Consider the following 26,335-nt stretch of genomic DNA (forward strand, 5'->3'; position numbering starts at 1 on the left):
TGCGCCATCACGCGCAGGCTGCCTAACCTCTCACCCCAGATGGACCAGAGCCTCCGCTCCTGAACACCGCTGAATGTCCCAAATCATCTGACGACGGACAAGGAAGACGGAGCCGCTCGTTGTCGGAGCCGAAGGCGACGCAAACCGCGTGACGATATCCCCTTTAGAGGAAGGGATTCCGTCACACGCGAACTCGCGCATCTCGCTCCTGACCTGCGCCATGAAGCGCGGATAGGCCGACAAGGCGAACGAGTTCCCGTTGATCAGGTCGAGTTGCGCCAGGAGATGGCGCTCTTGGTCGAGCCGGTAAGCCCTGGTCCTGGCAGCGGCATCGGAGTGCTCGCGCGGCCGACCCGCCTTGCCCTTGCGCGGCAACACGCCCATCCCCGGAAGCGGCATGACCTGGGCACCGGGGAACATGGCGGCCAACCACTCGGCCGTATCCCGGTCCATGACGATCACCCGCTTGGGCGTCGTGTCGTCCGGGTTGCGGATCGAGCAGCGCATCACCGCCTGATAGACAGCGGTTCGGTAGCAGCCCGTGCGCAACTCCTCGCCAGAGACGCCACGCCCCTCCATGAAGTGGAAGTGCGCGGGCGGCGGGTTGAGGGCAGAGAGCACCACCACGTTGTGGTAGCCCTGGAACGAGTTCAGTCCGTGCGGCGTGTTGGGCAGGCGCTTCGCACCGCCCCGTCCGAAGAAGGCGTCGTCGAGGTCCTTGTTGCCCATCCACACGAAGGGCTCCTCGCCGAGCAGGCCGACGACGGCTTCCTTCACACGCCGCAGGACCGTCGTGGGCAGGCCCGCGTCGTCCGTCACGGACCGATCACGGTAGCGCTTCGACCACGCTTCCTCGGCCGCGTAGAAGATGGTGATGCAATCGCCATGCTCGTGCTGGGTGTAGCGCAGGTCAGCCCGGAGGCTCTCTGCGACCGGCTCCATCACGATGTCCTGGGCCGTGAACAGGCGGAAGAACGTCGTCTCCGTCATGCAGGCGGAGGCGAAGGTGGCGCTCGCGAAGCCCGAGAACAGGGACGGTTCCATCAGCGAGTAGGTCGTGAGGGCCGCCCCAGCCTTCTTCCCCTGAGCCCAGCGCTCGTACTGATCCAGCTTGGCGTAGACCGTCCAGTCCTTGGACATGATGCGATGCGCCAGCCCCTCGAAGAGGCTCAGGACGTCATCCCCGTTCCCGTTGCGCGCAATCGCCGACAGGCTCTTCATGCTCATCACGCGTCCCCCTCGTCCGAAGCCATGTTCCGACGAACCGCTTCGAGGCGGCCGTAGATCGGCCCAGCCGGGGCAAGGGCGAGATGGGGCAGGAGCAGGTCACGCGTGTCGGGAAGGTTCAACTCCTCGAAGACGTCCGCCTGCGGCACCTCGTCCATGATGAGATGCCAGTGCCACTTCTCCGACAGAAAGGGGACCCGCAGGAGGGCAGCATGGGTGATGAACAGCACCTCACCCCGCCCAGGGACGGCCTCTTCGAAGTGCCGGACGATCTCGGCAACCACGGAACCGTCGAGGTCGGCGTCCCCGTGGATGGCACGGAGGGGATAAGGGGGATCGAGAAGGCGGAGTTCGTCCTCGACCGTCCGCTCAATGAGGTGCTTGGTCGGTTGAGCGAAGAGAACCTTGGAGCCGCACCGGGCGATCTGGTCAGCGTGTCGAGCAAGCGCGCGGGTCTTCCCGGCGCCAGCCAGGGCGTCAAAATAAAAGTATCCCATTATAGAAACCGTAAAATCTGCCTTGAACGGTCCCTGGCGGCTGCGCGGATTGCAGCGCCTGCGACAACGCCGAGCAGAAAATTGCTCGATCGCGATGCGTCGCAGGCGGATACGATCCGCCGCCAAGGGCCTGGAGCACCAAACGCGCTCTGACCTCGTTCTCTCAAAGGGCAGGGACCGGGGTCAATAAATCCGTGATGGCTGATTCGAGGATCGGGCCAGGGCCTTCTCAGACGCCCCGCCGCATTCGCTTGCGTGATTCCGGGATCGTGCTTCGCTGATCGTCATCAACGACCAGTGTGAGGGTTCCGAGTGGCGGGGGTCTACAAGCGCGGCGACGTCTGGTGGGTTCGATTCCGGATGGACGGCGTCCACGTTCGGCGCTCGGCAAGAACCCCGAAGAAGGCAGAGGCTCAGGTCTTCCTCCACCGCTTGATGGAGGAGCACGCCGAAGCCCTCCGTGGTGAGACGGTGCCCCGGCGTTTGCTGACCGAAGCGATGGATCGCTTCTTCGAGGAGGTCTCGCTCAAGCCAGGAACGATCGAGACCTACCGCTTCAACAGCAGGGTCGTCACCCGTCTCCTCGGCCACTTGCATCTCGATGAGATCGACCGACGCTCACTCTCCGAGTTCGTTGCAACGCGGAAGCGGACCAGCGTCACAGACGCAACCATCCGCCGCGATCTTGCCTTCCTCGGCTCAGTCTTCACGGCGGCGATCCGATGGGGCTGGGTGGACACATCGCCGGTCACGCGGTTCAGCAAGAAGTCTCTGAAGGAGAGCAGCCCACGGACGCGCTTCCTGACACGTCAGGAGTTCATGTGCCTGCACGAGTCCGCATCCCACGATCTCAGGCCGATCCTGGTGCTGGCCGTCGAGACCGGCATGCGTAAGGAAGAGCTTCTCGGCCTGAAGGTGAGCAGCATCGACCTGCGCCGTCGCGAACTTCACCTGACCGTCACAAAAACCGGCCGCCCGAGGCAGGTACCGTTGTCACCAGGAGCACTGCTGACGATAAGGGAGCTTCTGGAGCGACGCGGGCGCCCCCGCTCCTCCTTCCTGTTCTGCAAGCCTGACGGCACACGGATTGGTGATCCGAAGAAGGCGTTTGCAGGCGCGTGCCGCCGGGCGGCCATCACAGACTTCCGCTTCCATGATCTCCGGCACAGCTTCGCAAGCTGGTTCGTGCAAGATGGCGGTGACCTCTACCGGTTGAGCCGCATCCTGGGCCACGCAACGCTGCAAATGACAGCGCGGTACGGCCATCTCCGAACCGACGACCTCCACGAGGAGATCGAACGCGTGGGGCGTCGGCGGTCACACGGACGGTCACAGGAGCACCAGATCGAGGCTCCAAACACATCGAAAGAAGGAGGAAGACGTCATCCGCAGTGACGGAGTAAAGCGTTGCCCCGTAACGACTTTGCGTTCTGTAAGATGATGAAAAATAGTGGCGCGCCCGAAAGGATTCGAACCTCTGACCCCCAGATTCGTAGTCTGGCCCCCTCGTTTGCCCTGAGTTACTAAACCTTGCGATTTCAGTGTGTTAGCACAATTCATCATGCGTTTTGTGAATGGCGCGATCGAGCGTTTTGGTCACAATGCGCTGCAAGCTGCCCATACACCCTGGATATAAGAACCGGGCAGAATCACGGATCGGAATTTCATATCAACTTAAATGATGTCGAAACCAGCTTAAGTTCTGCCTCCACGACCTTACGTGCAGGCGAGTCATTTTTGATCGTAAAATCGGAAGCGCGATACGAACTATTGCCCTGAAATATTTCCAGGCCGGTATCTATAACTGCAACAAAGTCCTCGAACCTGATGTATCTGCCATGCTGAATTCTAGAAAAATCCTGGTCGGAAGCAACATGTACAACAGCAGACTGAACACTACCCCAATTTGAAAAATCAGCGGATATAGACTGGCTAATTGCTTGCGGGCTGCTTGAGGAACAACCCGTATATATGTGTACCGAATGCTTTTTTCCATCCAGAGCTAATTTATCTAAAACAAATTTTAAGCCGCTCAATCGATCCGCTCGATTTATATAATTTTCGCCACAGTACCGATCAACAATTGCTATATGCCGTGATGTTGCTGAGAGCATTCTTAGTCTTGAGTTCCAAGTATCGAGCGGAATGCTTCCAGTCGCGACGGTCTTATTTTTTAAAGCAATAGCTGCACGTATTTCAGCAGACTGCTCGGCGCAATCTACTCGGCAAAGCTCAACTGTGCAGGGCGGACAGCGACCACAAGCACTTTCATGATGAAGGCCAAATACAACAGCTTTGACGTCTTCCAAAAAAACAACCTTTGCAGGTGGGGAAGCACTTTGAATCCCTGATAAATCCTTAAAGACCTCTGGAGAACTCTTACTTAACCCAAGGCTTACGGTCCTTAGTGTCCTGATAGCAGCCAGCCATGGAGTACGGTAGCGTATAGGCATAGCCTGTACGACCGCCAAAAGGCTACTTGCCTCCACACCGGCCTCCGGAAAAGCTAGAATTCCCCCTTCGGCCCAAACTTGAATGAGCCGCTGATATGCTGAAGTAGTACGAGTTATGTCAGGATCATTGGCAGTCGAGACTAGCGACTCGGGGTCAACTAAAAATGGCACTAACATTCAAACACCTAGACGCATTAGCAGAACAATTAGGTTGGCCTAAAGGCGGATATTTAACCTAATCTATTTGAGTGAGTTTTTCTGTCGTTGCTTCCGTGGGTATGCGAGGAAATATCTCGCGGTAGGTTTCTTCAAAGAAACCATCAGGCCACTCATCTATGAATTCGCCATCATTATCGAGCCTGAGATGCAAAATTTCGCTTCCCATAGATTTCTGCACTGGATTTACGTATATTACCGAGACAGCATCAGGCGATAATTTTCCTTCTCTTATGCGCCGTTGAAGTCTTAACATGAGGGCTTCACTATGTGTCTCAACTATCCATTGATTTCCGTAACCCTTTTTGGAAATCTTCTCTGCTCCCTCTCCGATCGTAGTATCTACAAAGTAATCTGCGAGGTGACCTTGCAGGCGCGGATGAAGATGTATTTCTGGCTGTTCAACACATATTGTACGTTGCTGTGAGACCAATCCCTCGACAATAATTGGCAACAACTGGCCTATGCCGAACCCAACGTCGGACGGCGAGAATTCTAACTTTGTCCGTACATCGGTAAGGTTTATGGAAACTATTTCCCCGGAAGTTTCATTACCAAAATGTCGTGGAGTAAGTTTGTAGGGTATACCAAATCGTTCAAACCAATTATTGATTCGGCTTTTGATTTGTTTTTCTTGTGAGGCAATGACCTGTGGAGTGTTCTCTCCCTGTGTGCCCACAGTTTGGATGGTTCCTCCCTGCCTTACATAATGACGAGCAGGATGGCTTCTGAGCGGTCCAAGGTAGGAAATACTTGTAAGAATCCCAACAAATTCGCGCGATAGATAGTCGAGTGTTCCGGACGATGGTCCTATGAGACCACCAGCCGTTGAATACCTGATACCTTCCCCATCTTCCGAGACTATGGTTCTTGGAAGCTGACCGTCACCGACAATGAAACTGGAACTAACTTTTTCCAAAGCGCGCGAGTACAAGGGAGCATTCTCGATATTCCCAAGTCCGAGGCGTGTCTGGAGAAACTTGCTAGCGTTGAGCCTACGCCGCTCGATTGCAAACTTTAAAAAATTTTCTGCTGATTGAACACTTGACCATGAGAAAATGTCAGCCTCTGACCCATTTGTTTGACCGCTTTTGACCGATCTGGGGGGCTTCAATGCGCGACCTAACTTGATATCAAATCCAATAGTGCTTTCGGAGGACTGTAAGCCGTAAGTTATAGTGTCTAGTTGGCTCGAAGTCTGCCGCCCAGAGCCTCGTTCGCGCGCTGACTGAAAGATCATTTCTACACTTCGATCGGCATCATTCGGTAGAATAGCATTCATCCTCTCAGGGTTCGGCAGGTCTCTACTATACTTCACCCCGATTCTCAGCTTCGCCTTTGTGTTATGCCCATGGATGATTGACTTGAAAGTCCCAAGATCAACAAAATCACCGCGCGGGATAAGTTTTGTTGTTTGAAGCGTTTTGTCCGAAAAGGACTGTTTTAGAAGGATTAGGGATTGGATGATTGAGCTTTTTCCCCCTGAATTTGGTCCATAGATCAGTGTTATAGGAGCCAGCTTAATTGTATCTACTGAGCCAAAAGCTTTGAAGTTTTCGAGCTTCAATTCTTTTATCACTTGTCATCCCTATCTTGGAATTAGATTTTATTGGAACTTGGATTTACTTATTGATGCTAGGTGTCCCAGGATCATGCAGATAGAAGGTGTCCGGAAGGACTTCAATTAGGCTTATCGAGATTTTATAGCTAATTCAAGATGATGCCGATTCGAAGAGTAGTTCGCCCACTCAAATAGTCTTGCGAAGGAGTCCGCTAATAAATATTGAGCGATGTAATTTATGCAGAATGATAATTAGTTAATATCATTCTTAATCCACGCAGATCACGCATTTTTTGTTTCGAATCTATAAAAATATACCTGCTCCGTCCTTAGGGCATGTTTCAGAATGTGTAGAACAGTCCAGCTTTTGGGGTGAGCGACTAGCATTGCGGGCGTGGCGAGGGTGTCTGACGTTCACTCAGGAATCCGGATGTGGACGCCCGCCGATCTGTGATCGACCCGTCGCCCGCGCCGAGCTTGCGCGCGAAAGCCTGCCTTACGCAACCAGCCTCAGTGATGCCGAGTGGGCCGTCGTTGTCCCTCGGCTGCCCGCTCTGGCCAAGAGGGGCCGTCCGCGCTCTTAGCCGATGCGCTCGTTGCTCGACGGGATTCTTTACGTAGTCAGGATGGGCGGCGCGTGGCGGCACTTGCTGCACGGGTTTCCGCTCTGGCCCACGGTGCATCGCTGGTTCTTGCGCCTGTAGCAGGCGGGCGCGTTCGAGCAATTCCCCCTTGTCTTGACGATAGCGGATCGCGAGCGAGCCGAGCGCGAGGTTAAGACCGAGTGGTGCCATCATGGATGTCGAGGTCGCGCGTTTAGGCGGCGCGGGCGTCGAAGCTAGACGCGGCTACGATCCCGCCCGGCGCGTTGTCGGGCGCAAGCGCCACGGGCTCACCGACACGGACGGTCGTCTTCCGATCGCCGCCGTCTCACCCGCAAGCCTTCACGACAGTCATGGTGGCATCGCGCTGCTGCGCGCCTCGCGCCGTCTGTGGCCTTCCTGGCGCATTGCTTTCCCGACCGCGCATATCGAGGCGAGCGCGTCGGCACGGCGACCGCCATCACCGTTAAGATCGTCATTTTCCGGCAGGGGCAGAAAGGCTTCTCCGCTCAGCCCCGGCGCTGGGTATCGAACGCACCTTTGGTTGGATCAGCCGCTGCCGTAGACTGGCCCGAGATCACGAAGCGACGCCATCCTCCGCACTCGCTTTCTTCGTCTTGGCTGCCGCCATGATCCTCGTCAGACGGCTGGCACGAATGTTATGAAACGGTTCTTATATCCAGGGTGTATGGGCAGCTTGCAGCGCATTGTGACCAAAACGCTCGATCGCGCCATTCACAAAACGCATGATGAATTGTGCTAACRAGGGGCCAGACTACGAATCTGGGGGTCAGAGGTTCGAATCCTTTCGGGCGCGCCATTTCTTTCCAAAGCCTTTGCTGGGAAAGACAAATTCTCCACCTGACAGCGTGATGCGGATGCCGGCGGGACTCCGTCGCGCCGATGAGACGTGGACGCGTCGGGCCCTTGGAGGCCCTTTCGCGCGCCCTATCTTCCCGCCCATGACAGAGCCCCCGGACGACAACCTGGATCACTACGCGCTGGGGTTCTACGCCCCCGGCAAGGGCCTGCGCCGGGAGGACTGCCCCTATGCCGAGGGCACGCAGGCGCACGCCCAGTGGATGGCGGGGTATGACGCCGCCGTGAAGGCGGGGGAGGGCGCGTGATGGTCTTCCGCCTCCTCCACGTCCTGCGCCTCTGGACCCTCCTGTCCGTCCCGGCCGGCATCGTGATTGGCAAGCTTCTCAAGGCGAACCGCCGGGCGACCACCCGGCCCGTTGACCGCCCGTAGGGGCGCAGCGGCACCGGACCCCATCGGGAAAAACGCGCGCCCGCGTCGGCGCCGGCTGGCGGCAGGGTCCCGTCGTCCCCGGCGCCCGCCCCGGGGACGGCCCGTGGGGGTAGGGGGGACAGATCGGAAAGGTTCGAAACGCGCATGTCGCCACGTCTGACCGCCCTTTCGAGGCTCGTCCGCGCGGCGGCCTGGCTGAGCGTGGGGACCCTGGTCTGGCTCTCCTGGATTCCGCGGGATTGGGAGGCGCGCACCTCCCTGCCGGGTCAGGTCGAGCACGCCATCGCGTATGGCGGGACCGCCGGCCTGTTCGTCCTCGGCTACGGTGCCGGGCTGCGCTGGTGGCGGATCGGCGTGCCGCTCACCGTCCTGGGGGTCGTCATGGAGATCGGCCAGCGCTGGGTGCCCGGCCGGACCGCGCAGGTCATCGACGCTATGGCCAGCGGATCGGGCGCGCTCCTCGGCGCGCTGGGCGGCACGATCGTCGCCCGCCATCTGCTCAAGCCCGAGCCCCCGTTCCGGTAGGGCGCGCCGGCTCAGCCGGACGCCCCGAAGGTTCACGCCTTCCGGGGTTCGGCGGGCGAGGCCTCGGACGTCCAGAGCAGCGAAGCCGCGACATAGGACGCCTCCACCGCCACGAGCATCCAGACCGCATCGGTCAGGACGATCGCGAGGGCACGCTGCTCCAGGGCCCCCTCGATGCCGATCGCCACCGCCAGCAGCGATACGATCACCAGAAGACCCGGCAGGCGCACGGCCTGGCTTGCGGCAGCTCCAAGCGAGGCAAAACAGATCAGAAGCATTTGCGCACCAACGACACCGGAAGCCAGACTACCTAGGTATTGAGAGGACACAAGCGGAAATAAACAGCACTTTTGTGCTTTGCACAATTTCAGCTGCACTGCGGTCGTTAGTCCATTATCAACCTTAGCACTCCGTGAGCGACCCAACAGAGGAAGACGACCCAGGCTAGAGCCAGTCCGAACCCCAGCCCCAGGACCATGAGGGTCGAGACCCCGTGCCCGGCGCGGCGGAAGGCGGCCCGCCGCGGCGGGATCGCGGGCCCGTCGACACGCGGTTCGGGATCGTTGGTTTTCTCCGGCAATCGCTCGATAAAGAACCCGAAGGCGATCGCCGTCGCCCGCACGGGCCGTATCGCGCCCTAAGCCGTCGCTCAGCACCGACCGCGTCGCCCGCGCCCTCATGGCGCGCGGCACATCCGGTGCGGGCGCAGGCGACGCGGGAACGGAGCGTTCCCGAACGGGAAGTCCCGATCCACGGATCACGGCGCAGTCCGGGCTGTTTCCGACTAGCCCGGCGGCGCCGCCGGATCTGGCGCGTCGAACGGCGCCCCCGCCCGCGGCGTCGCGACGGCGCCGGCCGGGCCTGCGCCCTCCCCATGCTGTCCGAGGGGGGATGTCCCACGTGTCCGCTCACCGCCAACGCCCGGATTCGGCGGGGGTGTCGGAACCGGGCCGGGAGGGCGGTCGCTTCCTGAAGCCCCTGCGCGCGGCGCGCGGCCTATGCCGGCGCCCGCTCGCCAATGTGGTCGGGGCCGAATACGACACTGTCCTCTCGCAGCTGGAGACCGGACGGGGACGGGTCCCACCGAATTGCTACCGCGCCTGGGCGGCCGTCCGCGACGTCCCCGCCTAGGCCCTCGTCCGGGACCTGATGCGCGTCGACGGCCCGTTCACCCACGCGATCCTGTTCGCGGACCACGACGCGGTGGCGGCGAGCGGCTGAGGCGACCCGCCCCCGAGCCCGTCCCCGGCGCCGTCAGGGACAGGCGGCGTCCTCCTGCGCCGGTGCGGCCGACTTCGGGGCGTTGCGGGCGCGCTCGGCCCGCAGCTCCCGCTCGGCCATCAGCCAGAACTCGACCTCGAACCCCTCGGGGCGGTGGTTGCGCTCCCAGATCTCATGGGCGCGCTCGCGGATCCGCTCGAACGTGATCCCATCCTCGGACATCGTGCTCTCTGCTCCTTCAGTCTCGGTCACAGCGTCACAGCCCGGTTCTCCCTGCGGGGCCAACGCTCCACGGCGGGATTTGTCCCCCGATCCGCGTGAGGCCGCCCCGGTCGCCCCCTTCGCCGGGCAGGCTGCCGAACCCCGGGGGATTTGACGGCGGCGCCGGAAACGGCCTAGCTTACCCGCGACGGTTCCTCTTTAACGAGGATCAAAAGGGAACGCGGTGAGGGCGAGAGTCCGAGGCCGCGGCTGCCCCCGCAACTGTAAGCGGCGAGCTCCTCATCAACACGTCACTGGGTGAACGGTCCGTCAGGACCCGGGCCTGGGAAGACGATGGGAGGGCGGTGACCCGCGAGCCAGGAGACCTGCCGTCAGTCGTGGTCACACGCGAAACGCATCGGGCGGGGTGTCCTGGTGGGTGTCGGGGCGTTCGCTTGCCGCGAACGGACCGACCTCTTCGCGGTGACGTGCCACTCCGCGCGACTCGTCGCGTCAGCCGTCCCGTCGATGCCCGTCCTCGCCCGCAAGTCTTGCTCCCGCATGCTCCCTCCGGCCGCCCCGCGCGGCCCGGTGACGGCTGCGCCGCGGACACGCCGGCCCCGGGCCCCGCTTGCCAATTGTAATGTTATAACATTCAGTCTAGCGGAGACGGCAGGTCGGCCCCGACCGATGCCCGCGCCCTTGTTCGGTTGCCCCATGTCCGGTTGCCCCACATCCCGTTACCCTATGCCCGTCGCCCCCATCCCGTCCCGAACCGCGAACGCGCGCGGGTCGCGGCGAGGCCCGACCTTGCCGTCGCGACACGTCCTGCCCCTGGCGGCCCTGCTCGGCGGCCTGCTGCCGATCTCCGCCGAGGCCGAGACCCGGGAGGTCCCGCCGGCCGTCACCCTGGAGACCCTGGAGGTCGCGGGCTCCGGGCGGGGCGGCCCGGCGCCCGCCGAGGGGCTCAACCTGCGCAGCCCCGGCCGCAGCGCCAGCCGCCTCGGCCTGACGGCCCTGGAGACCCCCGCCAGCGTCGACGTGATCGCGGGCGAGACCACGCGGCTGCGCGGCCAGAACACGGTGGCGGAGGCCGTCACCCAGAACGCCACCGGCATCACCACGGTGGCGGCGCCGGGCAACGGCAACGGCGCCTTCACGGCCCGGGGCTTTTCCGGCCCGAACTCGATCCAGCAGCTCTACGACGGCACCCGCCTGTTCGTGGGCGCCGGCACCGTCACCTTCCCGTTCGACACCTGGAACGTCGAGCGCATCGAGGTGCTGCGCGGGCCGGCCTCCGTGCTCTACGGCGACGGCGCCATCGGCGGCGTGATCAATGTCGTCACCAAGAAGCCGGTCTTCACGCCCCTCAACGAGGCCCGCGCGGCGGTCGGCTCGGACGGTCTGGCGCGTCTGGCCCTGGATTCCGGCGGCCCGATCGGGGAGGCGCTCGCCTACCGCCTCAACATCAGCGGCAACCGGGCCGAGGGCTGGATCGCCCCGGACGGGAGCTTCCGCAACCTCGCGGTCTCGGGCGCCCTGACCCTGCAGGCGACGCCGGACCTCGCCGTCACCCTGAGCCACGATTTCGGCTATCAGGAGCCGGCCCGCTACTGGGGCACGCCCCTCGTCGACGGGCGCATCCGCGACGCCCTCCGGTTCAACAACTACAACGTCCGCGACGCCCAGATCCTCTGGACCGACAACTGGACGCAACTGCGCGCCGAGTGGACGCCGAGCGCCGACGTCACGGTCCGCAACACCGCCTACCGGCTCCAGAGCCGGCGCCAGTGGCGGGACGTGGAGCAATACGCCTTCAACCGCGGCACAGGCCGGATCGACCGCTCCGACTACCTCGAGATCTACCACCAGCAGGAGCAGATCGGGAACCGCCTCGACGCCACCTTCCGCGGCACCCTGTTCGGCTTCCGCAACGAATTCCTGGCCGGGTTCGACGTGAACCACATCGCCTTCCGGCACACCAACAACTTCTATTTCGACACCACCACCAGCGTCGATCCCTTCGCCTACGACCCGGGCCTGTTCCCGGCCGAGGGCCGCGCCCGGCCCGCCTACGCCACCAGCACGCGCCAGGCCTCGGTCTTCGCCGAGAACCGCCTGATCCTGTCCGACCAGGTCTCGCTCCTGGCCGGCGTGCGCTACGACGCGCCGGTGCTGCAGCGGACCGACCTCGTCACCGGCAACACCTTCGACCGCGACTTCCGGGCGCTGAGCTACCGCTTCGGCGCCGTCTACAACCCGACGCCGCTGCTGGCGCTCTATGCCCAGTACGCCACCGCCACCGATCCGGTGGGCAGCCTGATCTCCCTGTCGCAGAGTCTCGCCAGCTTCCGGCTCTCCACCGGCGAGCAGGTGGAGGTCGGCGCCAAGGGCGTGGCCTGGGACGGCCGGGCCGAGTGGACGCTGGCCGGCTACCGCATCGTCAAGGACAACCTGATCTCGGCGGTGCCGGGCCAGCCGACGCTCTCGACCCAGGTCGGGCAGCAATCCTCCCTCGGCGTCGAGGCGGCCCTGAGCCTGCACCTCTCCGAGGCCTGGCGCATCGACGCCAACCTGGCGCTGCTGCACGCCCAGTACGACACCTTCGACCAGGCGGTCGGCGGGGCGGTGGTGTCCTATGCCGGGCGCCAGCCCATCGACGTGCCGGAGCGCGTCGGCAACCTCTGGGTCACTTACGCCTTCGCCCCGGCCTGGGAGGCCCGGGTCGGCCTGCAGCACGTGGGCGAGACCTTCAGCGACTTCGGCAACCAGGCGAAGCGCCCGGCCTACACCCTGGTCAATGCCGGGCTCGACCACCAGGTCACGCCGGATTCGCGCCTGTCGCTGCGCGCCTACAACCTGTTCGACACGATCTACGCGATCAGCGGCAACGCGGTGAACGGGGTCGGCACCAACTGGCTGCTGGGCCGGCCGCGCTCCGTCGAGGTCGCCTACAGCGTCCGGTTCTGATGCGGGCCTCTCCGAAACGGGCCTTTCTGAAGCCCCTGAAGCGCGGGCTGATCCTCGGTCACCGCTGGCTCTGCATCGCCACGGGGCTGTTCCTCGCCGCCTGGGTGCTGTCGGGGCTGGTGATGCTCTACGTGGCGTTTCCGGCCCTGACGGAGGCCGAGCGCCTGTCCCGCCTCGCGCCCCTGGCCTGGGACCGGGTCCTCCTCGGCCCGGACGCGGCCCTGGCCCGGGCCGGGCTCGACCCGGCCCCCGGCGGCCTCAGCCTGTCCATGCGGGGCGGGGCGCCGGTCTATCAGGTCACCACCCGCGACGACGCCCGGCACGTGGTCTCGGCCGAGACCGGGCAGGCCCTGGGCGAGATCGACGGGGCGGCCGCCCGGGCGTCGTTCGGCGAGGGCGCCACCGTGCGGGCGGTGAGCCGCGACCCATGGACGGTGCGCGACCGCTACGACCCGGTGCGCCCCTTCCACGTGGTGGCGCTCGGGGACGCGGCCGGCACCGAGCTCTACGTTTCGGCCCGTACGGGCGCGGTCGTCCTCGACACCACCCGCCGGGAGCGCCTGTGGAACTGGCTCGGGGCGATCCCGCACTGGTTCTACCCCACGCCCCTGCGGGCGCGGGGCGAACTCTGGCGCGGCACCGTGCTCTGGGTCTCCGGCCTCGCCACCGCCGGGGTGCTGAGCGGCCTCGCCCTGGGGATCTGGCGCCTGCGCCTGCGCCGGCCCTACGCCGCGGGGGTGAGCCCCTATCGCGGCCTCGGGCGCTGGCACCACCTCCTCGGCACCCTCGGGGGCCTGAGCCTCCTCAGCTTCGTGGCGAGCGGCTGGCTCTCCATGAACCCGAACCACTGGTTCTCGCCCCGCACGCCCCCGGCGGCCCTGCAGGCGGCCTATGCCGGGCCCCCGGCCGCGGTCGGCCGCGCGGCCCTCGACGGCCTGGCGCGGCCGGGGATCGTCGAGGTCCGGTTCACGCAGGTCGGCGGCCAGCCCGTGCTGGTCGCCGCCGATGCCCGGGGCCGCCGGGTCGCGGTCCCGCCGCCCACGGAGGCGATCTTGCGCGCCGCCGCCGCCCGCGCCCGGCCGGAGGCCCGCATCGCCGCGACCGAGACGCTGACCGCCTACGACGCCTACTGGTATCCCCACCACGACACCCGGCCGCTGCCGGTGCTGCGGGTGCGCTTCGACGACCCGGCCGCGACCTGGCTCCACCTCGACCCCGAGACCGGCGCGCTCCTCGACCGCCTCGATGCCAGCGGCCGGCTCCAGCGCTGGCTGTTCGAGGCACCCCACCGCCTGGACTTCGGAAACCTGTTCCAGGCGCGCCCGGCCTGGGACGCGGTGATGTGGCTCCTCAACGGCCTCGGCGCGACCATCGCCCTCTCGGGCGTGGTGCTGGGCTGGCGCCGCCTGCGGCGCAGGGCGCGGCTCGGGTAGGGGCGCCGCGCCCCCCGCGACGCGATCATCGCCGCCGGATCTTCCACGCCCGCGCCGACATCCTCGCGCCCTGCTCTTGAGGCCCGGACGCGCCTGTGCTGATCGATGGGCCGGGCTCTTCGGAGCTATGGCAACATGACTCCGATAAATAGAGCGCCTTGTCACTATAGTCCATTGCCTCCAGGCAATAGACGCCTCACCCTAGACTGATAAAGCGGCGACGCGGCAAAGCGTCGTCAGCGATCAGGGGGGAAGGGCATGGCTGGCGCAACGCTGTCCGGGGCGGTCTTTACCGATGCCAACGGCAATGGCACGCGGGACGCCAACGAGACGGCCCTCGCGGGCGTCTCGGTCGACCTGCTCGCCGCCGACGGGAGCGGGGCCGCCCTGGAGACGGTCCGCACCGATGCGACCGGGGCCTACGCCTTCACCGCTCTCGCCGGCGGCGCCTACGCGATGCGCTTTACGCCGGCCGCGGCCGGATACCGGGGCAGCGCCGGGACGACGAACGCGAACGGCCAGACGCTCGTCACCAACGTGAGCGTCCCGAGCGACGCGAAGACGACCGTCGACGAAGGGTTCTACAAGACCGGAAGCATCGCGGGCATCATCTTTAACGACACGAACGGCAACGGCGTCTTCAACGCGGGCGAAGTGCTGACGAACGGCGTCTCGGTCGATCTGTACAACGACATCGGCGTCCTCCTGGCCAGCACGACGTCGAGCAACAAGGACCCCTTCAAGCCGGGCACCAACGGGGTCTACAGCTTCCAGAACCTCGCCCCGGGGACCTATACGGTCGCGGTGACCGCCCCGGACGGCAAGCTCACCAGCGGCGTGACCACGCTGAAGGAGGTCGTCACCAGCGGCGCGGTGATCGCGTCGCAGAACTTCGGTGTCCGGAACAATCCCCCGACGGTCAGCCTGTCCGGGACGATCTTCGCCGACGGAGACGGGAACGGACGCCAGGGCCCCGGCGAGGCGGGCCTCGCCGGCACCAGCGTGCTCCTCAGCGATGCGGCCACCGGATTCGCGCTCAAGACCACGGTCACCGACGCCGCCGGGCATTACAGCTTCGGGACGACGGCCGGGAGCTATCGCGTCACCGTGGCGACCCCGGAAGGCCTGAAGGGCACCACCACCACGACCCTCGCGACGGGCAGTCTCGCCAGCGGGGCCGCGAACGCGCAGCTGAATGTCGGGTTCGCGCCGGATCCGGTCCTCGACAAGACCGGCGCCATTCCGGCCGCCACGGTCCTCAACGTCGTCCTGCGCGGCCAGTCGAACACCTATTTCCCGACGCTGTACGGCGACCTGCCGAAGCTCGAGGCGGCCATCGAGGCGCAGCTCGGGTTCGACGGCGTCCGCCAGAAGGTCAACGTGATCGGCACGCGCGACAACGCCGACGGTGCCAACACGGAATGGCCGGGTACGGGGATGCTCACCGACTGGCTGAGCCCGGTCAACGGCGACTACCGCAACGGATGGACGGCGAACGCCCAGGAAATCGGCCTTCTCAGCACGATCGGGCAACGGTCCGCGGCGCAGAAGGCCGCGCCGACCGCGGTCGTCTGGCTGCACAACGAGAACGACAGCCAGAACGCGGCTCTCACGCCCGCCATGTGGGAGAGCGCCGTGCGCTACGAGGCCGGCCTCGTGCGCGGCGTGCTCGGCCAGGATGCCGCCACCGTCCCCTACCTGTTCGTCAACGCCATTCCGTTCCCGGCGCAGACGCCCGCGGTGCAGTCCACGCAGCCGGTCCAGAACCAGGCCATCCGGGTCGGGCAGGCCGAGCTGACGGAGGACAAGGGCTTCAACGCCGGCTACGCCGCGCGCCAGGCCAGCGACGTCGACATGGACGTCGATGGCCACGGCATCACCCGACAGCCGGGGAGCGTTCACTTCAGCCGCGCCGACGCGACTCAGATCTTCGATCGGATCGCCCTGTCGGTCGCCGAGACGTTCCGGGCCTCGGCGCTGCCGGGCTCGCCCCTGGCGCTCGCCTCCGGCGACATTGACGACGACGGCCCCCGGGTCGTGCGCGCCGAGCGCGTGGCCGGCGCCCCCGACCAGCTCCTGCTCACCGTCGCGTTCGACCAGGCCACGTCCCTGAAGGCCCTCGGCAGCGTCGCCGCCGCCGGCACCGGCTGGAGCCTGCGCCCCGACTGGAACGCCGCCGCCAGCCAGGCGCTCGCCACCAGGGCCGAGATCGTCGACGCCAGCCATCTGCGCCTCACCTTCGACCGCGACGTCCCCGCCGCCACCGAGCTGTTCTACGGATGGGGCGGCGCCCGCATCGCCCTGCCCGGACAGCCCGGCATCGGCGCCGCCATCTACGACGACAACGACCTGCCCCTCTGGGTCGACCCCCGCGGCCTCGCCGTCTCCCAGGCCGTCACCCAGGCGGGCCCGATCGCGGTCCAGTCCATCGCGGACAGCGGGCCCGGCATCGACGGCGGCGGCAACGGCCTGCTCAAGGCCGGCGCCGCCGTCACCCTCGCGGTCCAGTTCACCGACGCCGTCGCCGTGACGGGCACGCCCGTGCTGACCCTGAACACCGGCGCCACCGCCGCCTATGCGGGCGGCTCGGGAACCGGCACCCTGCGCTTCACCTACACCGTGGCCCCCGGCCAGACCGCGCAGGACCTGGCCGTCACCGGCATCGACCTGACCAACGCCACCCTGGCCGGGACCGACGGCAGCCCCGTCACCCCGGCCGGATTCGCCACGGCCATGCCCGGCACCCTCACCGTCGACACCACAGCCCCGTCCCTGGCCCTGACCCAGATTCCGGCGGCCACCATCCAGGCGACCTCCGCGGCCGGGGCCGCCGTGACCTTCGCCGCCACCGCCACGGATGCGGTCGACGGCACCGACCCCGTGACGTTTCGCGAGGGCACGACGGTGGTCGCCTCGGGGCAGGTGTTCGCCGTCGGCGCCCACACGGTCGACGCCACCGCGACGGATGCGGCCGGCAACGCGACGACGCGCAGCTTCAGCTTCACGGTGGCCGACACCACCAAACCCGTCATCGCCGTCACGGCCCCGGCGACGACGATCCAGGCGACCTCCGCGGCCGGGGCCGCCGTGACCTTCGCCGCCACCGCCGCGGATGCGGTCGACGGCACCGACCCCGTGACGTTTCGCGAGGGCACGACGGTGGTCGCCTCGGGCCAGACCTTCGGGCTGGGCCCCCACACCCTCACCGCCACCGCGACGGATGCGGCCGGCAATTCCGCCGATCCGGTCGGCTTCAGCTTCACGGTGGCCGACACCGCCAAACCCGTCATCGCCGTCACGGCCCCGGCGACGACGATCCAGGCGACCGCCGCGGCCGGGGCCGCCGTGACCTTCGCCGCCACCGCCGCGGATGCGGTCGACGGCACCGACCCGGTGACGTTCCGCGGGGGCACGACGGTGGTCGCCTCGGGCCAGACCTTCGGCCTCGGCCCCCACACCCTCACCGCCACCGCGACGGATGCGGCCGGCAATTCCGCCGATCCGGTCGCCTTCAGCTTCACGGTGGCTGGCACCCCGATCGCGGCGGCGGATACGGCCGCCCTCGACGCCCACACCTTCGCGACGGGGAACGTGCTCGCCAACGACGTCGATCTCGGCGGTGCGGCCCTGCACGTCACGGCCGTGCGCACGGAGGACGGCGCGACCACCGCCGTGCCGGCCAGCGGCACCGTCACCCTCGCGAGCCCCCACGGGGCCCTGACGATCGGCGCCGACGGGCGCTACGCCTATCTCGGGCGGAGCCCAGGGGCCGATTCCTTCGCCTGCACCATCGCCGACAGCGACGGCGCCACCGCCTCGGCCACCCTCACCACCGGCGTCGCGGCGCACGGCCCCGCTGCGGAGGCGACCTTCGCCTTCGCCTTCACGCAGGCGATCCTGACCTATCAGAACGGGGCGGCGGTGCTGACGGGGCCGGATGGCACGGTCCAGGACGTGACCGGCATCGGCCGCCTTCACTTCACCGACGGCACGATCGACGAGGCCGACGGATCCCCCCTCGTGGACGATCTGTTCTACCTCGCCCAGAACCGCGATGTCTGGCAGGCGCGCGTCGATCCCGATCGGCACTTTGCCGAATGGGGCTGGCGCGAAGGACGCGATCCCAACCCTCAGTTCTCGACATCGGGCTACCTGGCGGCCAATCCGGACGTGGCCGCGGCCGGTGTCGATCCGCTCACCCATTACGATCGGTTCGGCTGGCAGGAGGGACGCAATCCCTCGGCGGCGTTCGATACGGAGGCGTACCTGGCCGCCAACCCGGATGTCGTGGCGGCGGGGATCGACCCCCTCGCCCACTACCTGGAATACGGGCAAGTCGAGGGCCGCACGGCCCTGCCCGTCCCGCCCGCGGGGCCCGCCGCCCACCACCTCGATGGCGCGTTCGATGCCACCTACTATCTCGCGCAGTACCCGGACGTGGCCCGCGCGGCGGCGGCCGCCGGCGGTGATCCGGACAGCTTCGCCTTCGCGCATTATCTGCGGTACGGGGCCGTCGAAGGGCGCGACCCGGACGCCTACTTCTCGACGACGGGCTATCTGGCGGCCAATCCGGACGTGGCCGAGGCCGGGATGAATCCGCTGCTCCATTACGAGGCCTACGGCTGGCGGGAGGGCCGCAACCCCTCCGCCCTGTTCGACACGAAGGCGTACCTCGCCGCCAACCCGGACGTGGCCGCCGCGGGGATCGACCCGCTCGCCCATTATCTCCAGTACGGCCTCGCCGAGCATCGGGACCTCGCCTGACGGGGCACACGGCGTTCGGGCACCCGACGCCCGGGGAACACGGCCTCGTCGAGCCGGATCAACCCGGTGCGCGCCCCCGCGTGTCGCGGCAGAGGGCGGCCGCCTCGGCCATGGCCTCGCGGCCCTGGCGCAGGGCGGCCTCCGCGTCGGGCAGGGAATAGAGGGCGCTCCGCACCACCTGGTCCGCCTCCCGCACGGTCCAGCGGTACCGGGTGGCGTCCTCGGGGCAGCTCTCAACCTCCAGGGTGAGGGGACCCATCGCTTCGCGCGCCATCGTGACCTCCTGCGGTGCCGGGTTCGACGCCCGCGGCGGCGGGCGGACACTCGGGGAAGTCCATCCAGTCCGTGAAGGCCTCCGCCGGGTAGCTGTGCTGGCAGGAGGCGACGTGCCACGGCCGGGGATCGCCCAGGCCCGCCGGGTCCCAGCGGATCACCGCGCGCCGGTCCGGGTCGGACCGGTGGATCGCGATGATCCAGCGACCGTCATGCGGGGCCCGGTCCATCGCCCTCCAGGTGCGCATCCTGCTTCTCCCCCTCCGAGGCCACAGGAACGCGCGAACCGGCCGAACCGTTCGGCGAACCGTTGGGCGAACCCTTCGGAACGACCCCGGCGCCGAGGCCGGGGTCGGCAGGGTCCCTCAGAGGACCGGCATCGCCCCGGCGACGGTGACGAGGGCGCCGGAGGTGTAGCTGCTCTCGGCCGAGGCCAGCATTACGTAGGCGGAGGCGAGCTCCGCCGGCTGGCCCGGACGCCCGAACGGGACCTGGCTGCCGAAGGACTTGACCGCGTCCTCGCTCATCCCCGCGGGGATGAACGGCGTCCAGATCGGCCCCGGCAGCACGCCGTTCACCCGGATGCCCTTCTCGGCCAGCAGCTGCGCCAGGCTCAGGACCATGTTGCTGAGCGCCCCCTTGGTGGCGCTGTAGGCCATCAGCGAGGGCATCGGGTGCTTCGAATTCACCGAGGAGGTGAAGATCACCGAGGCCCCGGGCTTGAGGTGGGGCAGGGCGGCCTTGGTCACGTAGAACGGCCCGAACACGTTGGTGCGGAAATGGTCCTCGAAGACCGCGTCCTCGATGGCGTCGAGCCCCTGGTTCGGCTGCTGGAAGGCGCCGTTGTTCACCAGCACGTCGAGGCGGCCGAAGGCGGCGACCGTGCGCGCCACGAGGTCGCGGCCATGGGCCGGGTCCTTGAGGTCGCCCGGCAGCAGCAGGGCGCGCCGGCCCGCCTTCTCGATCCAGCCGGCCACCGCCTCGGCATCCGCCTGCTCCTCCGGCAGGTAGGCGATCGCCACGTCGGCGCCCTCGCGGGCGAAGGCGATGGCCACCGCCCGGCCGATGCCGGAATCGCCGCCGGTGATCAGCGCCGCCTGGCCCGTCAGCTTGCCCGAGCCCCGGTAGCTCGCCTCGCCGTGATCCGGCTCGGGCACCATCCGGTCGGTCTTGCCGGGAAAGCTCTGCGGCTGGCCCGCGAAGGGCGGGCCGGGATAGGTCGTCAGGGGGTTGTCGGTCACGCGGCGTCTCCGATGGAATGCCGCGTCAACCGGAGGTCGCGTCGCGGCGTTCCCGGCACGCGATGCCGCGCGACCTCGCCGCGATCATCCGGGTATACCGCGCGCCGCCAGACCGGCGACGCCGTCCCGCCCGAGGGCGATCCGGTGGTCCACCGCCTCGGCCGAAAGCCCGATCAGCGCCCCGGCGGCGACGTCCACCGGAAAGTGCGCGCCACGCAGGACCTGGACGGCCACGACCCCGAGGGCCGCCGCCGTCGCGACGCCGCGAATCTCGGGATAGGCCCGGCCGGCCGCCGTCGCCACCGCGACGCTCAGGGCCGAGTGTCCCGACGGAAACGACTGCCACGGCCCGACATTCGGCCCGAACCAGCCCTTCTCGTAGAGGCCCTCATCCATCAGCACGTTGGGCCGGGTCCGGTGCACGACCCGCTTCACGGTGGTCTTGGTGGCCGCCGCCAGGATCCCGGCGAGGAGCATGTGCCGGCCGGCCTCGGCCAGACGCGGGTCCCGCCGCAGCACGCCGAGGGCGAGGGTTCCGCTGGAGAGCGCCAGCAGCCACTTCCAGCCGCCCGCCTCGCTGGCCGCCGCCAGGGCCCGCACCCGGCGGGTGTCCTTGGCACGCGCCAGAGAGACGCCGAGACGGATGTCCGCCGCCTCGAGGCGCCGACCCATCCCGACCGATCCATCCGCCATCACGTCGTCCGCCATCCCCGAGAAGCACGGCCGTAAACGCGGTCCCCGGCGGATCGTTCGCGGCACGGCCGGCGATCGCGGGCGCCGGCGGTCCGTCTCCGCGCCAGAGGCCGAAGGGCCGGTTCGCCGTGGCACCCCGGCACGATCCAGCGAACATCAAGACTTCGCCCTCGGCCGGGCTCGGCCACGAAGATAAGGCCACGTCGTCACGACGAATCTGCAGGATTCGGTGCATGCCGGCCATGATCCCGTCACCTTCACGTCGGATGGCGAGGCATCACGTGACAAGCGCTTGCCGTCCTACGGACGAGGGCGGATCGCCACGGGGCGAGCGCATGAGGGTTGTTGGAAGCATGACGAATCGATCCACCATGGCGGGCGCCGCGCGCCGGCTGGCGCCCCTGGCCGGGCTCGTTGCCGCCGTTCTGCCGGGCCTCGCACTGGCTGCCGCCCCCAACGATGCCAGCGGCACCTGGCTCACCGAGGATGGGCGGGCCCGCATCCGCACCGAGAGGTGCGGCCCGCAGAACACCAACCTGTGCGGCTACGTCGTCTGGCTGAAGGTGCCCCTGAACGACCAGGGTCAGCCCCGCATCGACTTCAAGAATCCCGATCCGAAGAAGCAATCCCGTCCCTCCCTGGGCCTTCAGCTGATCATGGGCCTGAAGCCGCAGCCGGACGGCCATTACGGCGGCAAGATCTACAACGCCGACGAGGGCAAGTTCTACGACGTGACGATGTGGTCGGACCAGCCGACGGAGCTGTCGGTGCGCGGCTGCCTCCTCGGCTTCCTCTGCGGCTCGCAGACCTGGAACCGGGTCAACGACGTGGTGCCGGGCCAGCTCACCGGCCCGACCAACGGCCCGGGCGGCCCGCGCGCCGATGCGGAATGGGCCCCCAAGGCGGCGCCGAGCGCCGGAGCGGGTGCGCCCGCCGCGACCGGCACGGCCAAGGCGCCTGCGCCCAAGCCGGCGGCCAAGCCGAGTGCCGCTCCAGCGGCGGCACCGGCCGAGTAGTCCCGCGCCGCACGCGCGAGGGGTCGTGAAACGCCGCCGTCCCGCCAAGGGCCGGCGGCGGTTCGCGTTTCCGGGGCCTTCAATCCACCAGGGCCGCGTAGGTCAGCACGCGCAGCTCGCGTCGCAGCGGCAAGGCCGAGGAGGGGATGAGCTGCGTGAGCAGCACCACGGCGAGATCCTCGGCCGGGTCGACCCAGAAAGCGGTGCTGGCAAGTCCGCCCCAGGCCACCTCGCCCGGCGTGCCGACGATCTGGGCGCGGGCCGGATCGAGCATCACCGAGAAGCCGAGGCCGAAGCCGATCCCCGTATAGGCGGTCTCGGAAAAGCGCGGCTGGCCCATCGCCGCCAAGTCCCCGTCGAGGTGATTCATCAGCATGAGGTCGACGGTCTTGCGCCCGAGGAGCCGGGTGCCCTCGAGTTCGCCGCGCCCGAGGAGGAAGCGGCAGAAGCGCATGTAGTCGGACGCGGTCGAGACGAGGCCGCCGCCGCCCGAGGCCACCGCCGGCGGGCGGGCGAAGCGACTGCCGACCGCATCGTCGTAGAGCTTCAGCGTCCGGTCCCGGAACAGGCTGTAATTGGCGGCCAGGCGCGGCAGCTTGTCGGCAGGCACGGAGAAGTCCGTGTCGACCATGCCGAGGGGGCCGATCACGCGTTGGCGGAGGAAATCGGCGAAGTCCTGGCCGGAGACGACGGCCACGAGGTGTCCCAGGACGTCGGTGGCCACCGAATAGTTCCACTCGGCGCCGGGCTGGGCGAGGAGGGGCTGCCGGGCGAGCCGGGCCACCACCTCGGCGAGGCTCGCCTCCTGGGCCTCGCCGAAATCGACGCCGTTCTGGCGATAGAGCGCATCGACGAGGGTCGCCTCCATGAAACCGTAGGTCAGGCCGGAGGTATGGGTGAGAAGGTCGCGGATCGTGATCGGGCGCCGGGCCGGCTCACTGTCGAACTTTGCCCGGTTGCCGCCGGTGAGAACTCGCAGATCCGAAAATTCCGGCAGGAAGCGGGTGATCGGGTCGTCGAGTTGGAAGCGGCCCTCCTCATAAAGCATCATCACCGCCACCGAGGTCAGCGGTTTCGTCATCGAGTAGATGCGCGCGATGGTGTCGGGGGCGAAGGGCGCGTCGCGCGCGATGTCGGCCCGGCCATGGGCGCGGAAGAAGGCCGTCCGGTCACCGCGGGCCAGCATCACCGACAGGCCCGCGACCTTGCCGTCGTCGACGAGGCGCCGCATCCAGCCGTCGATCCGCTCCAGGCGGTCCGGGCAGAGCCCGAGGGCCCGCGGCTCGCTTGCGATCTCACCGTGCATCACACCTGCTCCGTCCCTGGCCACCAGCCCTGCCGACCGGCCCTGGCATAGCGGCGCGGCCGGACGGCGCAAACCCTGGCCTGCGCCGGAACGCCGACGCGATCACCCGACGCTCCGTCCCGCCTCGAAGGCCGCCCGGCGCTCCCCTCCCAACGCTTCCCTCCCAACGCTTCCCTTGCGGGTCGGTGGCGACCCCGAAGCGTCCCTCGGGCTCCGCAACGCCGAGCAGAAAACTTTGCGCTGGGCCCCTGCCGCGGTCCATGGAGCAGCCATGATCCACCTGATCTTCAGCCTGCCCTGCCTGTACGTCGTCACCCGGGGCGTCTGGCCGCTGCCCTGGCCGCTTGCGCTCAAGCTCGGTCTCGCCGCCCTCCTGCTGGTCGCCTCGCAGTACCACCTGTGGAGCCGCCTCTCCTCCGGGTCCGTCTTCTCGCCCGAGTTTCCGCGGCCCATCGTTATGCTGTTCAGCGGGGCGTTCGGTGCGATCATCCTGCTGGCGGTGCTGCTCTTCGCGCTCGACGCCGTCGCCCTGGCATCCCTGGCCCTGCCCGGCGGCGGTTGGGCGGTTTCCAGCGCCTGGCGCATCGGGGCGGCCCTGGCGGTCGCGGTCCTGGCGGCGGTCGCGGTGCAGCAGGCCGTGCGCGTGCCGCCCCTGAAGGATGTCACGGTCGCGGTCAGGGACCTGCCGCCGGGCTTCGAGGGATACACCATCCTCCATCTCACCGACCTGCACATCAGCCGCCTGTTCCCCGCGACCTGGGCACAGGCGGTCGTCTCGCGCGCCAACGGGCTCGGCACGGACGTGATCCTCGTCACGGGGGATTTCATCGACGGTTCGTTCGCGGCCCGGCAGGCCGACGTGGAGCCGCTGCGCGACCTGACGGCGCGGGACGGCGTCTGGGCCATCCCCGGCAACCACGAATACTTCTTCGACGTCAAGACCTGGATGCGCCACTTCGCCGGCATGGGGATGCACATCCTCGCCAACGCCCATGCGGTCGTGACCCGCGGCGGCGACGCGCTGGTGCTGGCGGGAGTCACCGATCGCTCGGCGCCCGCCATCGGCCATCCGGGGCCCGACCTCGACGGTGCCCTGGCGGGTGCGCCCACGGATGCGCCGATCGTGCTCCTCGATCACCAGCCGGCAAATGCCCCTCGGGCAGCCGCGCGCGGCGTGGCGCTGCAACTGTCCGGCCATACACACGGCGGCATGATCATCGGACTGGACCGGCTCGTGGCGCGCGGCAACAACGGGTTCGTCTCCGGCGCCTACCAGGTCGGCGGCATGACCCTCTACGTCAGCAACGGGACGGGCCTGTGGGCCGGCTTCGCACTGCGCCTCGGCCGCCCGTCCGAGCTGACCCGCATCACCCTGCGCCGCACGTCTTGAGGGGGCACGGATACCGGGCGTCGCGCAGGCAGTCCGACGGGGCCTGGATCGGCGGCGATGCCTTTCGGCCCAGCCCGCGCTTCACCACCCCATGGTGCCGGGGCCGCCCTTGAACGGGCCGACGATGGCGGGCGTGATCCAGCCGCCGTAGAAGCCGCCGGGCTGCGGCGTCACACGCGCGTCGCCGACGAAGCAGGCCTCCATCGGACCGGCATAGAAGGCGATGTAGCCCGCGATCGCGGTGAAGTCCGGCGTGGGGGCGGGGTAGGCCCAGGCCGCGCCCTCGGCGCGAAAGCCGCCCGCCGCGACGTCGTACAGGACGGCGCGCCCCTTCCACTCGCAGATGCCGGCCCGGCGAGCGGGCCCGAGCACGCCGGCCACCACATCGCCGGGCGGAAAGTAGTAGGTCGGCGGATGGCTGGTCTCCAGCACCCGGTATCCGGCACCGGTCTCGGCGATGGTCCGGCCGTCGAGCACGACCCGCAGCCGCTCCGGAACCCTCTCGAGGCGGGGCGGGCGCGGGTAGTCCCAGACGCTCTCCTCGTTCGGGCCGGGCGGGATCGGGGTGGGCCACATGCGATCGGGACCTTGCCTCACAGGGATCGGAAGGTCGGACAGATAGGGCAGGGTGTTGCGCCCGCCCTGTTTTCCGGCCTCCCGATTTCCCCTTCCCGCGTTTTCCCCCGGCGCAGGGCATGCTAGCGCAGGCCCGGATCAGACGAAGGGACAACCTGCGTGACCGACCCGACCGCCTTCGCCCTCTATCTCGACTTCGACGGCACCCTGGTGGAGATCGCGCCCAAGCCCGATCAGGTCCGGGTCGATCCCGCCCTCGCTCCGGCCCTGGAGCGTCTGCGCGCCCGGCTCGGGGGCGCCCTCGCCATCGTCACGGGCCGGCCCATCGGGGTGATCGACGATTTCCTGGTCCCCGCCCGCTTCGATGTCGCCGGCCTTCACGGCGTCGAACGGCGGGTCGACGGCATCGTCTCGGGCGGCTCCGCCGAGGATCACCCTGACCTGCGGGCCCAGGTGCCGGCCCTGCATGCGGCGGTCACCGCCCTTGAGCACGTCCTGATCGAAGACAAGGGCGCCTCCGTGGCGGTGCATTGGCGCCTCGCCACCCCGAGCGATGCCGCCGCGGCCGAGGAGGCCGTGAAGGCCGCTGCCACCGCCCTCGGATCCGCCTATCGGCTCCAGCTCGGCAAGGCGGTAGGCGAGATCGTGCCCGCCTCCGCCACCAAGGGCCATGCCATCCGGGCGCTCGCCGAGAACCCGCCCTATGCCGGCCGCCGGGCGATCTTTCTCGGAGACGACCTCACCGACGAGAAGGCCTTCGCCGTGATCAACGAGACCGGTGGCGTCAGCGTCCGTATCGGCGGGGCCGAGACGATCGCGTCTCGCCGCCTCATCGATCCGGAGGATGTGCGCCGTCTGCTCTACGCCTGGGCCGATGGAGCACAGATCGACCCAGACGCCCTGCCGGCCGCCTGAGCG

Annotated in this window: 22 protein-coding genes, 1 pseudogene and 1 riboswitch; of the genes and pseudogenes, 12 read left to right on the top strand and 11 right to left on the bottom strand. The window is 67.4% G+C overall.

The genetic code is table 11. The annotated features are described in order from the left end of the window. Positions 1–30: 30 nt before the first annotated feature. Both ASG63_RS06860 and ASG63_RS25085 read right to left on the bottom strand, forming a co-directional pair. Positions 31–1,227 carry a hypothetical protein gene (locus ASG63_RS06860; RefSeq protein ID WP_056213454.1) on the bottom strand — a complete coding sequence of 399 codons (1,197 nt, stop codon included), beginning with the start codon at positions 1,225–1,227 and terminating at the stop codon, positions 31–33. Beyond that, on the bottom strand, positions 1,227–1,457 hold the full coding sequence (locus ASG63_RS25085) for a hypothetical protein (protein WP_156394101.1): 231 nt from the start codon (positions 1,455–1,457) through the stop codon (positions 1,227–1,229). Before ASG63_RS25085 ends, ASG63_RS06860 begins: the two co-directional genes overlap by 1 nt. Between ASG63_RS25085 and ASG63_RS25090 the strand changes: the two genes are divergently transcribed. Continuing rightward, the gene (locus ASG63_RS25090; protein WP_156394102.1) at positions 1,440–1,877 is read left to right on the top strand and encodes a hypothetical protein; all 438 of its coding nucleotides are present in this window, start codon (positions 1,440–1,442) and stop codon (positions 1,875–1,877) included. The two genes, ASG63_RS25085 and ASG63_RS25090, sit on opposite strands and share 18 nt — an antisense overlap. A gap of 159 nt (positions 1,878–2,036) precedes the next feature. Next, positions 2,037–3,119, top strand: a complete 1,083-nt coding sequence (locus ASG63_RS06870; protein WP_056213459.1) for a tyrosine-type recombinase/integrase — start codon at positions 2,037–2,039, stop codon at positions 3,117–3,119. A gap of 269 nt (positions 3,120–3,388) precedes the next feature. Here ASG63_RS06870 and ASG63_RS25095 read toward each other — a convergent pair whose 3' ends face one another. Together ASG63_RS25095 and ASG63_RS24015 are read right to left on the bottom strand one after the other, a co-directional pair. Beyond that, complete coding sequence (locus tag ASG63_RS25095) at positions 3,389–4,354, bottom strand: hypothetical protein (protein ID WP_156394103.1); 966 nt, start codon at positions 4,352–4,354, stop codon at positions 3,389–3,391. A gap of 58 nt (positions 4,355–4,412) precedes the next feature. After that, entirely contained in the window at positions 4,413–5,960 is a 1,548-nt protein-coding gene (locus tag ASG63_RS24015) for a DUF3696 domain-containing protein (RefSeq protein WP_200957531.1), read from the bottom strand. 440 nt (positions 5,961–6,400) lie between these two features. Here ASG63_RS24015 and ASG63_RS06875 point away from each other — a divergent pair. The 4 genes and pseudogenes from ASG63_RS06875 (at position 6,401) to ASG63_RS06885 (ending at position 8,333) form a co-directional block, all read left to right on the top strand. After that, a pseudogene (locus tag ASG63_RS06875) lies at positions 6,401–7,221 on the top strand (IS5 family transposase). Between the two features lie 297 nt (positions 7,222–7,518). Next, positions 7,519–7,683, top strand: coding sequence for a ribosome modulation factor (locus tag ASG63_RS06880; protein ID WP_056213461.1), 165 nt, complete (start codon positions 7,519–7,521; stop codon positions 7,681–7,683). Further along, complete coding sequence (locus ASG63_RS26800; protein ID WP_274534723.1) at positions 7,683–7,808, top strand: hypothetical protein; 126 nt, start codon at positions 7,683–7,685, stop codon at positions 7,806–7,808. The genes ASG63_RS06880 and ASG63_RS26800 overlap by 1 nt, the downstream gene beginning before the upstream one ends. Before the next feature lie 144 nt (positions 7,809–7,952). Then, positions 7,953–8,333 (top strand): hypothetical protein, encoded by a 381-nt coding sequence (locus ASG63_RS06885; RefSeq protein ID WP_056213463.1) that lies wholly within the window; start codon positions 7,953–7,955, stop codon positions 8,331–8,333. Between the two features lie 32 nt (positions 8,334–8,365). On the opposite strand, the gene ASG63_RS06890 is transcribed toward ASG63_RS06885, so the two are convergent. Both ASG63_RS06890 and ASG63_RS06905 read right to left on the bottom strand, forming a co-directional pair. Next, the gene (locus ASG63_RS06890; RefSeq protein ID WP_156389778.1) at positions 8,366–8,542 is read right to left on the bottom strand and encodes a hypothetical protein; all 177 of its coding nucleotides are present in this window, start codon (positions 8,540–8,542) and stop codon (positions 8,366–8,368) included. 1,045 nt (positions 8,543–9,587) lie between these two features. Continuing rightward, entirely contained in the window at positions 9,588–9,776 is a 189-nt protein-coding gene (locus tag ASG63_RS06905; RefSeq protein ID WP_056213470.1) for a DUF2934 domain-containing protein, read from the bottom strand. Between the two features lie 171 nt (positions 9,777–9,947). Further along, positions 9,948–10,163: riboswitch (cobalamin riboswitch) on the top strand. A 339-nt stretch (positions 10,164–10,502) separates the two neighbouring features. Here ASG63_RS06905 and ASG63_RS06910 point away from each other — a divergent pair. From ASG63_RS06910 to ASG63_RS06920, 3 genes are all read left to right on the top strand, one after another. Beyond that, positions 10,503–12,725, top strand: coding sequence for a TonB-dependent siderophore receptor (locus ASG63_RS06910; protein ID WP_082559205.1), 2,223 nt, complete (start codon positions 10,503–10,505; stop codon positions 12,723–12,725). Beyond that, positions 12,725–14,158, top strand: a complete 1,434-nt coding sequence (locus ASG63_RS06915) for a peptidase (RefSeq protein ID WP_056213476.1) — start codon at positions 12,725–12,727, stop codon at positions 14,156–14,158. The genes ASG63_RS06910 and ASG63_RS06915 overlap by 1 nt, the downstream gene beginning before the upstream one ends. 258 nt (positions 14,159–14,416) lie before the next feature. After that, positions 14,417–18,922, top strand: a complete 4,506-nt coding sequence (locus ASG63_RS06920; RefSeq protein ID WP_056213478.1) for an SdrD B-like domain-containing protein — start codon at positions 14,417–14,419, stop codon at positions 18,920–18,922. 58 nt (positions 18,923–18,980) lie between these two features. Here ASG63_RS06920 and ASG63_RS06925 read toward each other — a convergent pair whose 3' ends face one another. The 3 genes from ASG63_RS06925 to ASG63_RS06935 all read right to left on the bottom strand — a co-directional run bounded on the left by ASG63_RS06925 (position 18,981) and on the right by ASG63_RS06935 (position 21,129). After that, positions 18,981–19,196: a hypothetical protein gene (locus tag ASG63_RS06925; RefSeq protein ID WP_056213480.1), complete on the bottom strand. Its 216-nt coding sequence runs from the start codon at positions 19,194–19,196 to the stop codon at positions 18,981–18,983. 364 nt (positions 19,197–19,560) lie between these two features. Next, complete coding sequence (locus ASG63_RS06930; RefSeq protein WP_056213482.1) at positions 19,561–20,436, bottom strand: SDR family oxidoreductase; 876 nt, start codon at positions 20,434–20,436, stop codon at positions 19,561–19,563. Between the two features lie 84 nt (positions 20,437–20,520). After that, positions 20,521–21,129 carry a phosphatase PAP2 family protein gene (locus ASG63_RS06935; RefSeq protein WP_244479573.1) on the bottom strand — a complete coding sequence of 203 codons (609 nt, stop codon included), beginning with the start codon at positions 21,127–21,129 and terminating at the stop codon, positions 20,521–20,523. Positions 21,130–21,482: 353 nt separating this feature from the next. On the opposite strand from ASG63_RS06935, the gene ASG63_RS06940 reads away from it, so the two are divergent. After that, positions 21,483–22,145, top strand: a complete 663-nt coding sequence (locus ASG63_RS06940) for a DUF2147 domain-containing protein (RefSeq protein ID WP_056213487.1) — start codon at positions 21,483–21,485, stop codon at positions 22,143–22,145. Positions 22,146–22,224: 79 nt separating this feature from the next. On the opposite strand, the gene ASG63_RS06945 is transcribed toward ASG63_RS06940, so the two are convergent. Then, a complete protein-coding gene (locus ASG63_RS06945) occupies positions 22,225–23,451 on the bottom strand; it encodes a serine hydrolase domain-containing protein (RefSeq protein ID WP_056213489.1) in 1,227 nt (408 codons plus the stop codon). A 271-nt stretch (positions 23,452–23,722) separates the two neighbouring features. On the opposite strand from ASG63_RS06945, the gene ASG63_RS06950 reads away from it, so the two are divergent. Further along, complete coding sequence (locus ASG63_RS06950; protein WP_056213491.1) at positions 23,723–24,841, top strand: metallophosphoesterase; 1,119 nt, start codon at positions 23,723–23,725, stop codon at positions 24,839–24,841. An 81-nt stretch (positions 24,842–24,922) separates the two neighbouring features. Here ASG63_RS06950 and ASG63_RS06955 read toward each other — a convergent pair whose 3' ends face one another. Next, positions 24,923–25,417, bottom strand: coding sequence for a DUF427 domain-containing protein (locus ASG63_RS06955; RefSeq protein WP_056213493.1), 495 nt, complete (start codon positions 25,415–25,417; stop codon positions 24,923–24,925). A 159-nt stretch (positions 25,418–25,576) separates the two neighbouring features. Here ASG63_RS06955 and otsB point away from each other — a divergent pair, with 159 nt between their 5' ends. After that, positions 25,577–26,332, top strand: coding sequence for a trehalose-phosphatase (gene otsB / locus ASG63_RS06960; protein ID WP_056213495.1), 756 nt, complete (start codon positions 25,577–25,579; stop codon positions 26,330–26,332). Positions 26,333–26,335 lie beyond the last annotated feature (3 nt).

It is taken from the genome of Methylobacterium sp. Leaf94 (assembly GCF_001426045.1).
In the GTDB taxonomy this organism is placed as follows: domain Bacteria; phylum Pseudomonadota; class Alphaproteobacteria; order Rhizobiales; family Beijerinckiaceae; genus Methylobacterium.

Excerpts from the sequence above, each read along its gene's own strand:
- ASG63_RS06860 (WP_056213454.1), bottom strand. The coding sequence starts at position 1,227 with ATGAGCATGAAGAGCCTGTCGGCGATTGCGCGCAACGGGAACGGGGAT.
- ASG63_RS25090 (WP_156394102.1), top strand. The coding sequence starts at position 1,440 with ATGGGTGATGAACAGCACCTCACCCCGCCCAGGGACGGCCTCTTCGAA.
- ASG63_RS25095 (WP_156394103.1), bottom strand. The coding sequence starts at position 4,354 with ATGTTAGTGCCATTTTTAGTTGACCCCGAGTCGCTAGTCTCGACTGCC.
- ASG63_RS06880 (WP_056213461.1), top strand. The coding sequence starts at position 7,519 with ATGACAGAGCCCCCGGACGACAACCTGGATCACTACGCGCTGGGGTTC.
- ASG63_RS26800 (WP_274534723.1), top strand. The coding sequence starts at position 7,683 with ATGGTCTTCCGCCTCCTCCACGTCCTGCGCCTCTGGACCCTCCTGTCC.
- ASG63_RS06885 (WP_056213463.1), top strand. The coding sequence starts at position 7,953 with ATGTCGCCACGTCTGACCGCCCTTTCGAGGCTCGTCCGCGCGGCGGCC.
- ASG63_RS06905 (WP_056213470.1), bottom strand. The coding sequence starts at position 9,776 with ATGTCCGAGGATGGGATCACGTTCGAGCGGATCCGCGAGCGCGCCCAT.
- ASG63_RS06910 (WP_082559205.1), top strand. The coding sequence starts at position 10,503 with ATGCCCGTCGCCCCCATCCCGTCCCGAACCGCGAACGCGCGCGGGTCG.
- ASG63_RS06915 (WP_056213476.1), top strand. The coding sequence starts at position 12,725 with ATGCGGGCCTCTCCGAAACGGGCCTTTCTGAAGCCCCTGAAGCGCGGG.
- ASG63_RS06920 (WP_056213478.1), top strand. The coding sequence starts at position 14,417 with ATGGCTGGCGCAACGCTGTCCGGGGCGGTCTTTACCGATGCCAACGGC.
- ASG63_RS06925 (WP_056213480.1), bottom strand. The coding sequence starts at position 19,196 with ATGGCGCGCGAAGCGATGGGTCCCCTCACCCTGGAGGTTGAGAGCTGC.
- ASG63_RS06935 (WP_244479573.1), bottom strand. The coding sequence starts at position 21,129 with ATGGCGGATGGATCGGTCGGGATGGGTCGGCGCCTCGAGGCGGCGGAC.
- ASG63_RS06940 (WP_056213487.1), top strand. The coding sequence starts at position 21,483 with ATGACGAATCGATCCACCATGGCGGGCGCCGCGCGCCGGCTGGCGCCC.
- ASG63_RS06945 (WP_056213489.1), bottom strand. The coding sequence starts at position 23,451 with ATGCACGGTGAGATCGCAAGCGAGCCGCGGGCCCTCGGGCTCTGCCCG.
- ASG63_RS06950 (WP_056213491.1), top strand. The coding sequence starts at position 23,723 with ATGATCCACCTGATCTTCAGCCTGCCCTGCCTGTACGTCGTCACCCGG.
- ASG63_RS06955 (WP_056213493.1), bottom strand. The coding sequence starts at position 25,417 with ATGTGGCCCACCCCGATCCCGCCCGGCCCGAACGAGGAGAGCGTCTGG.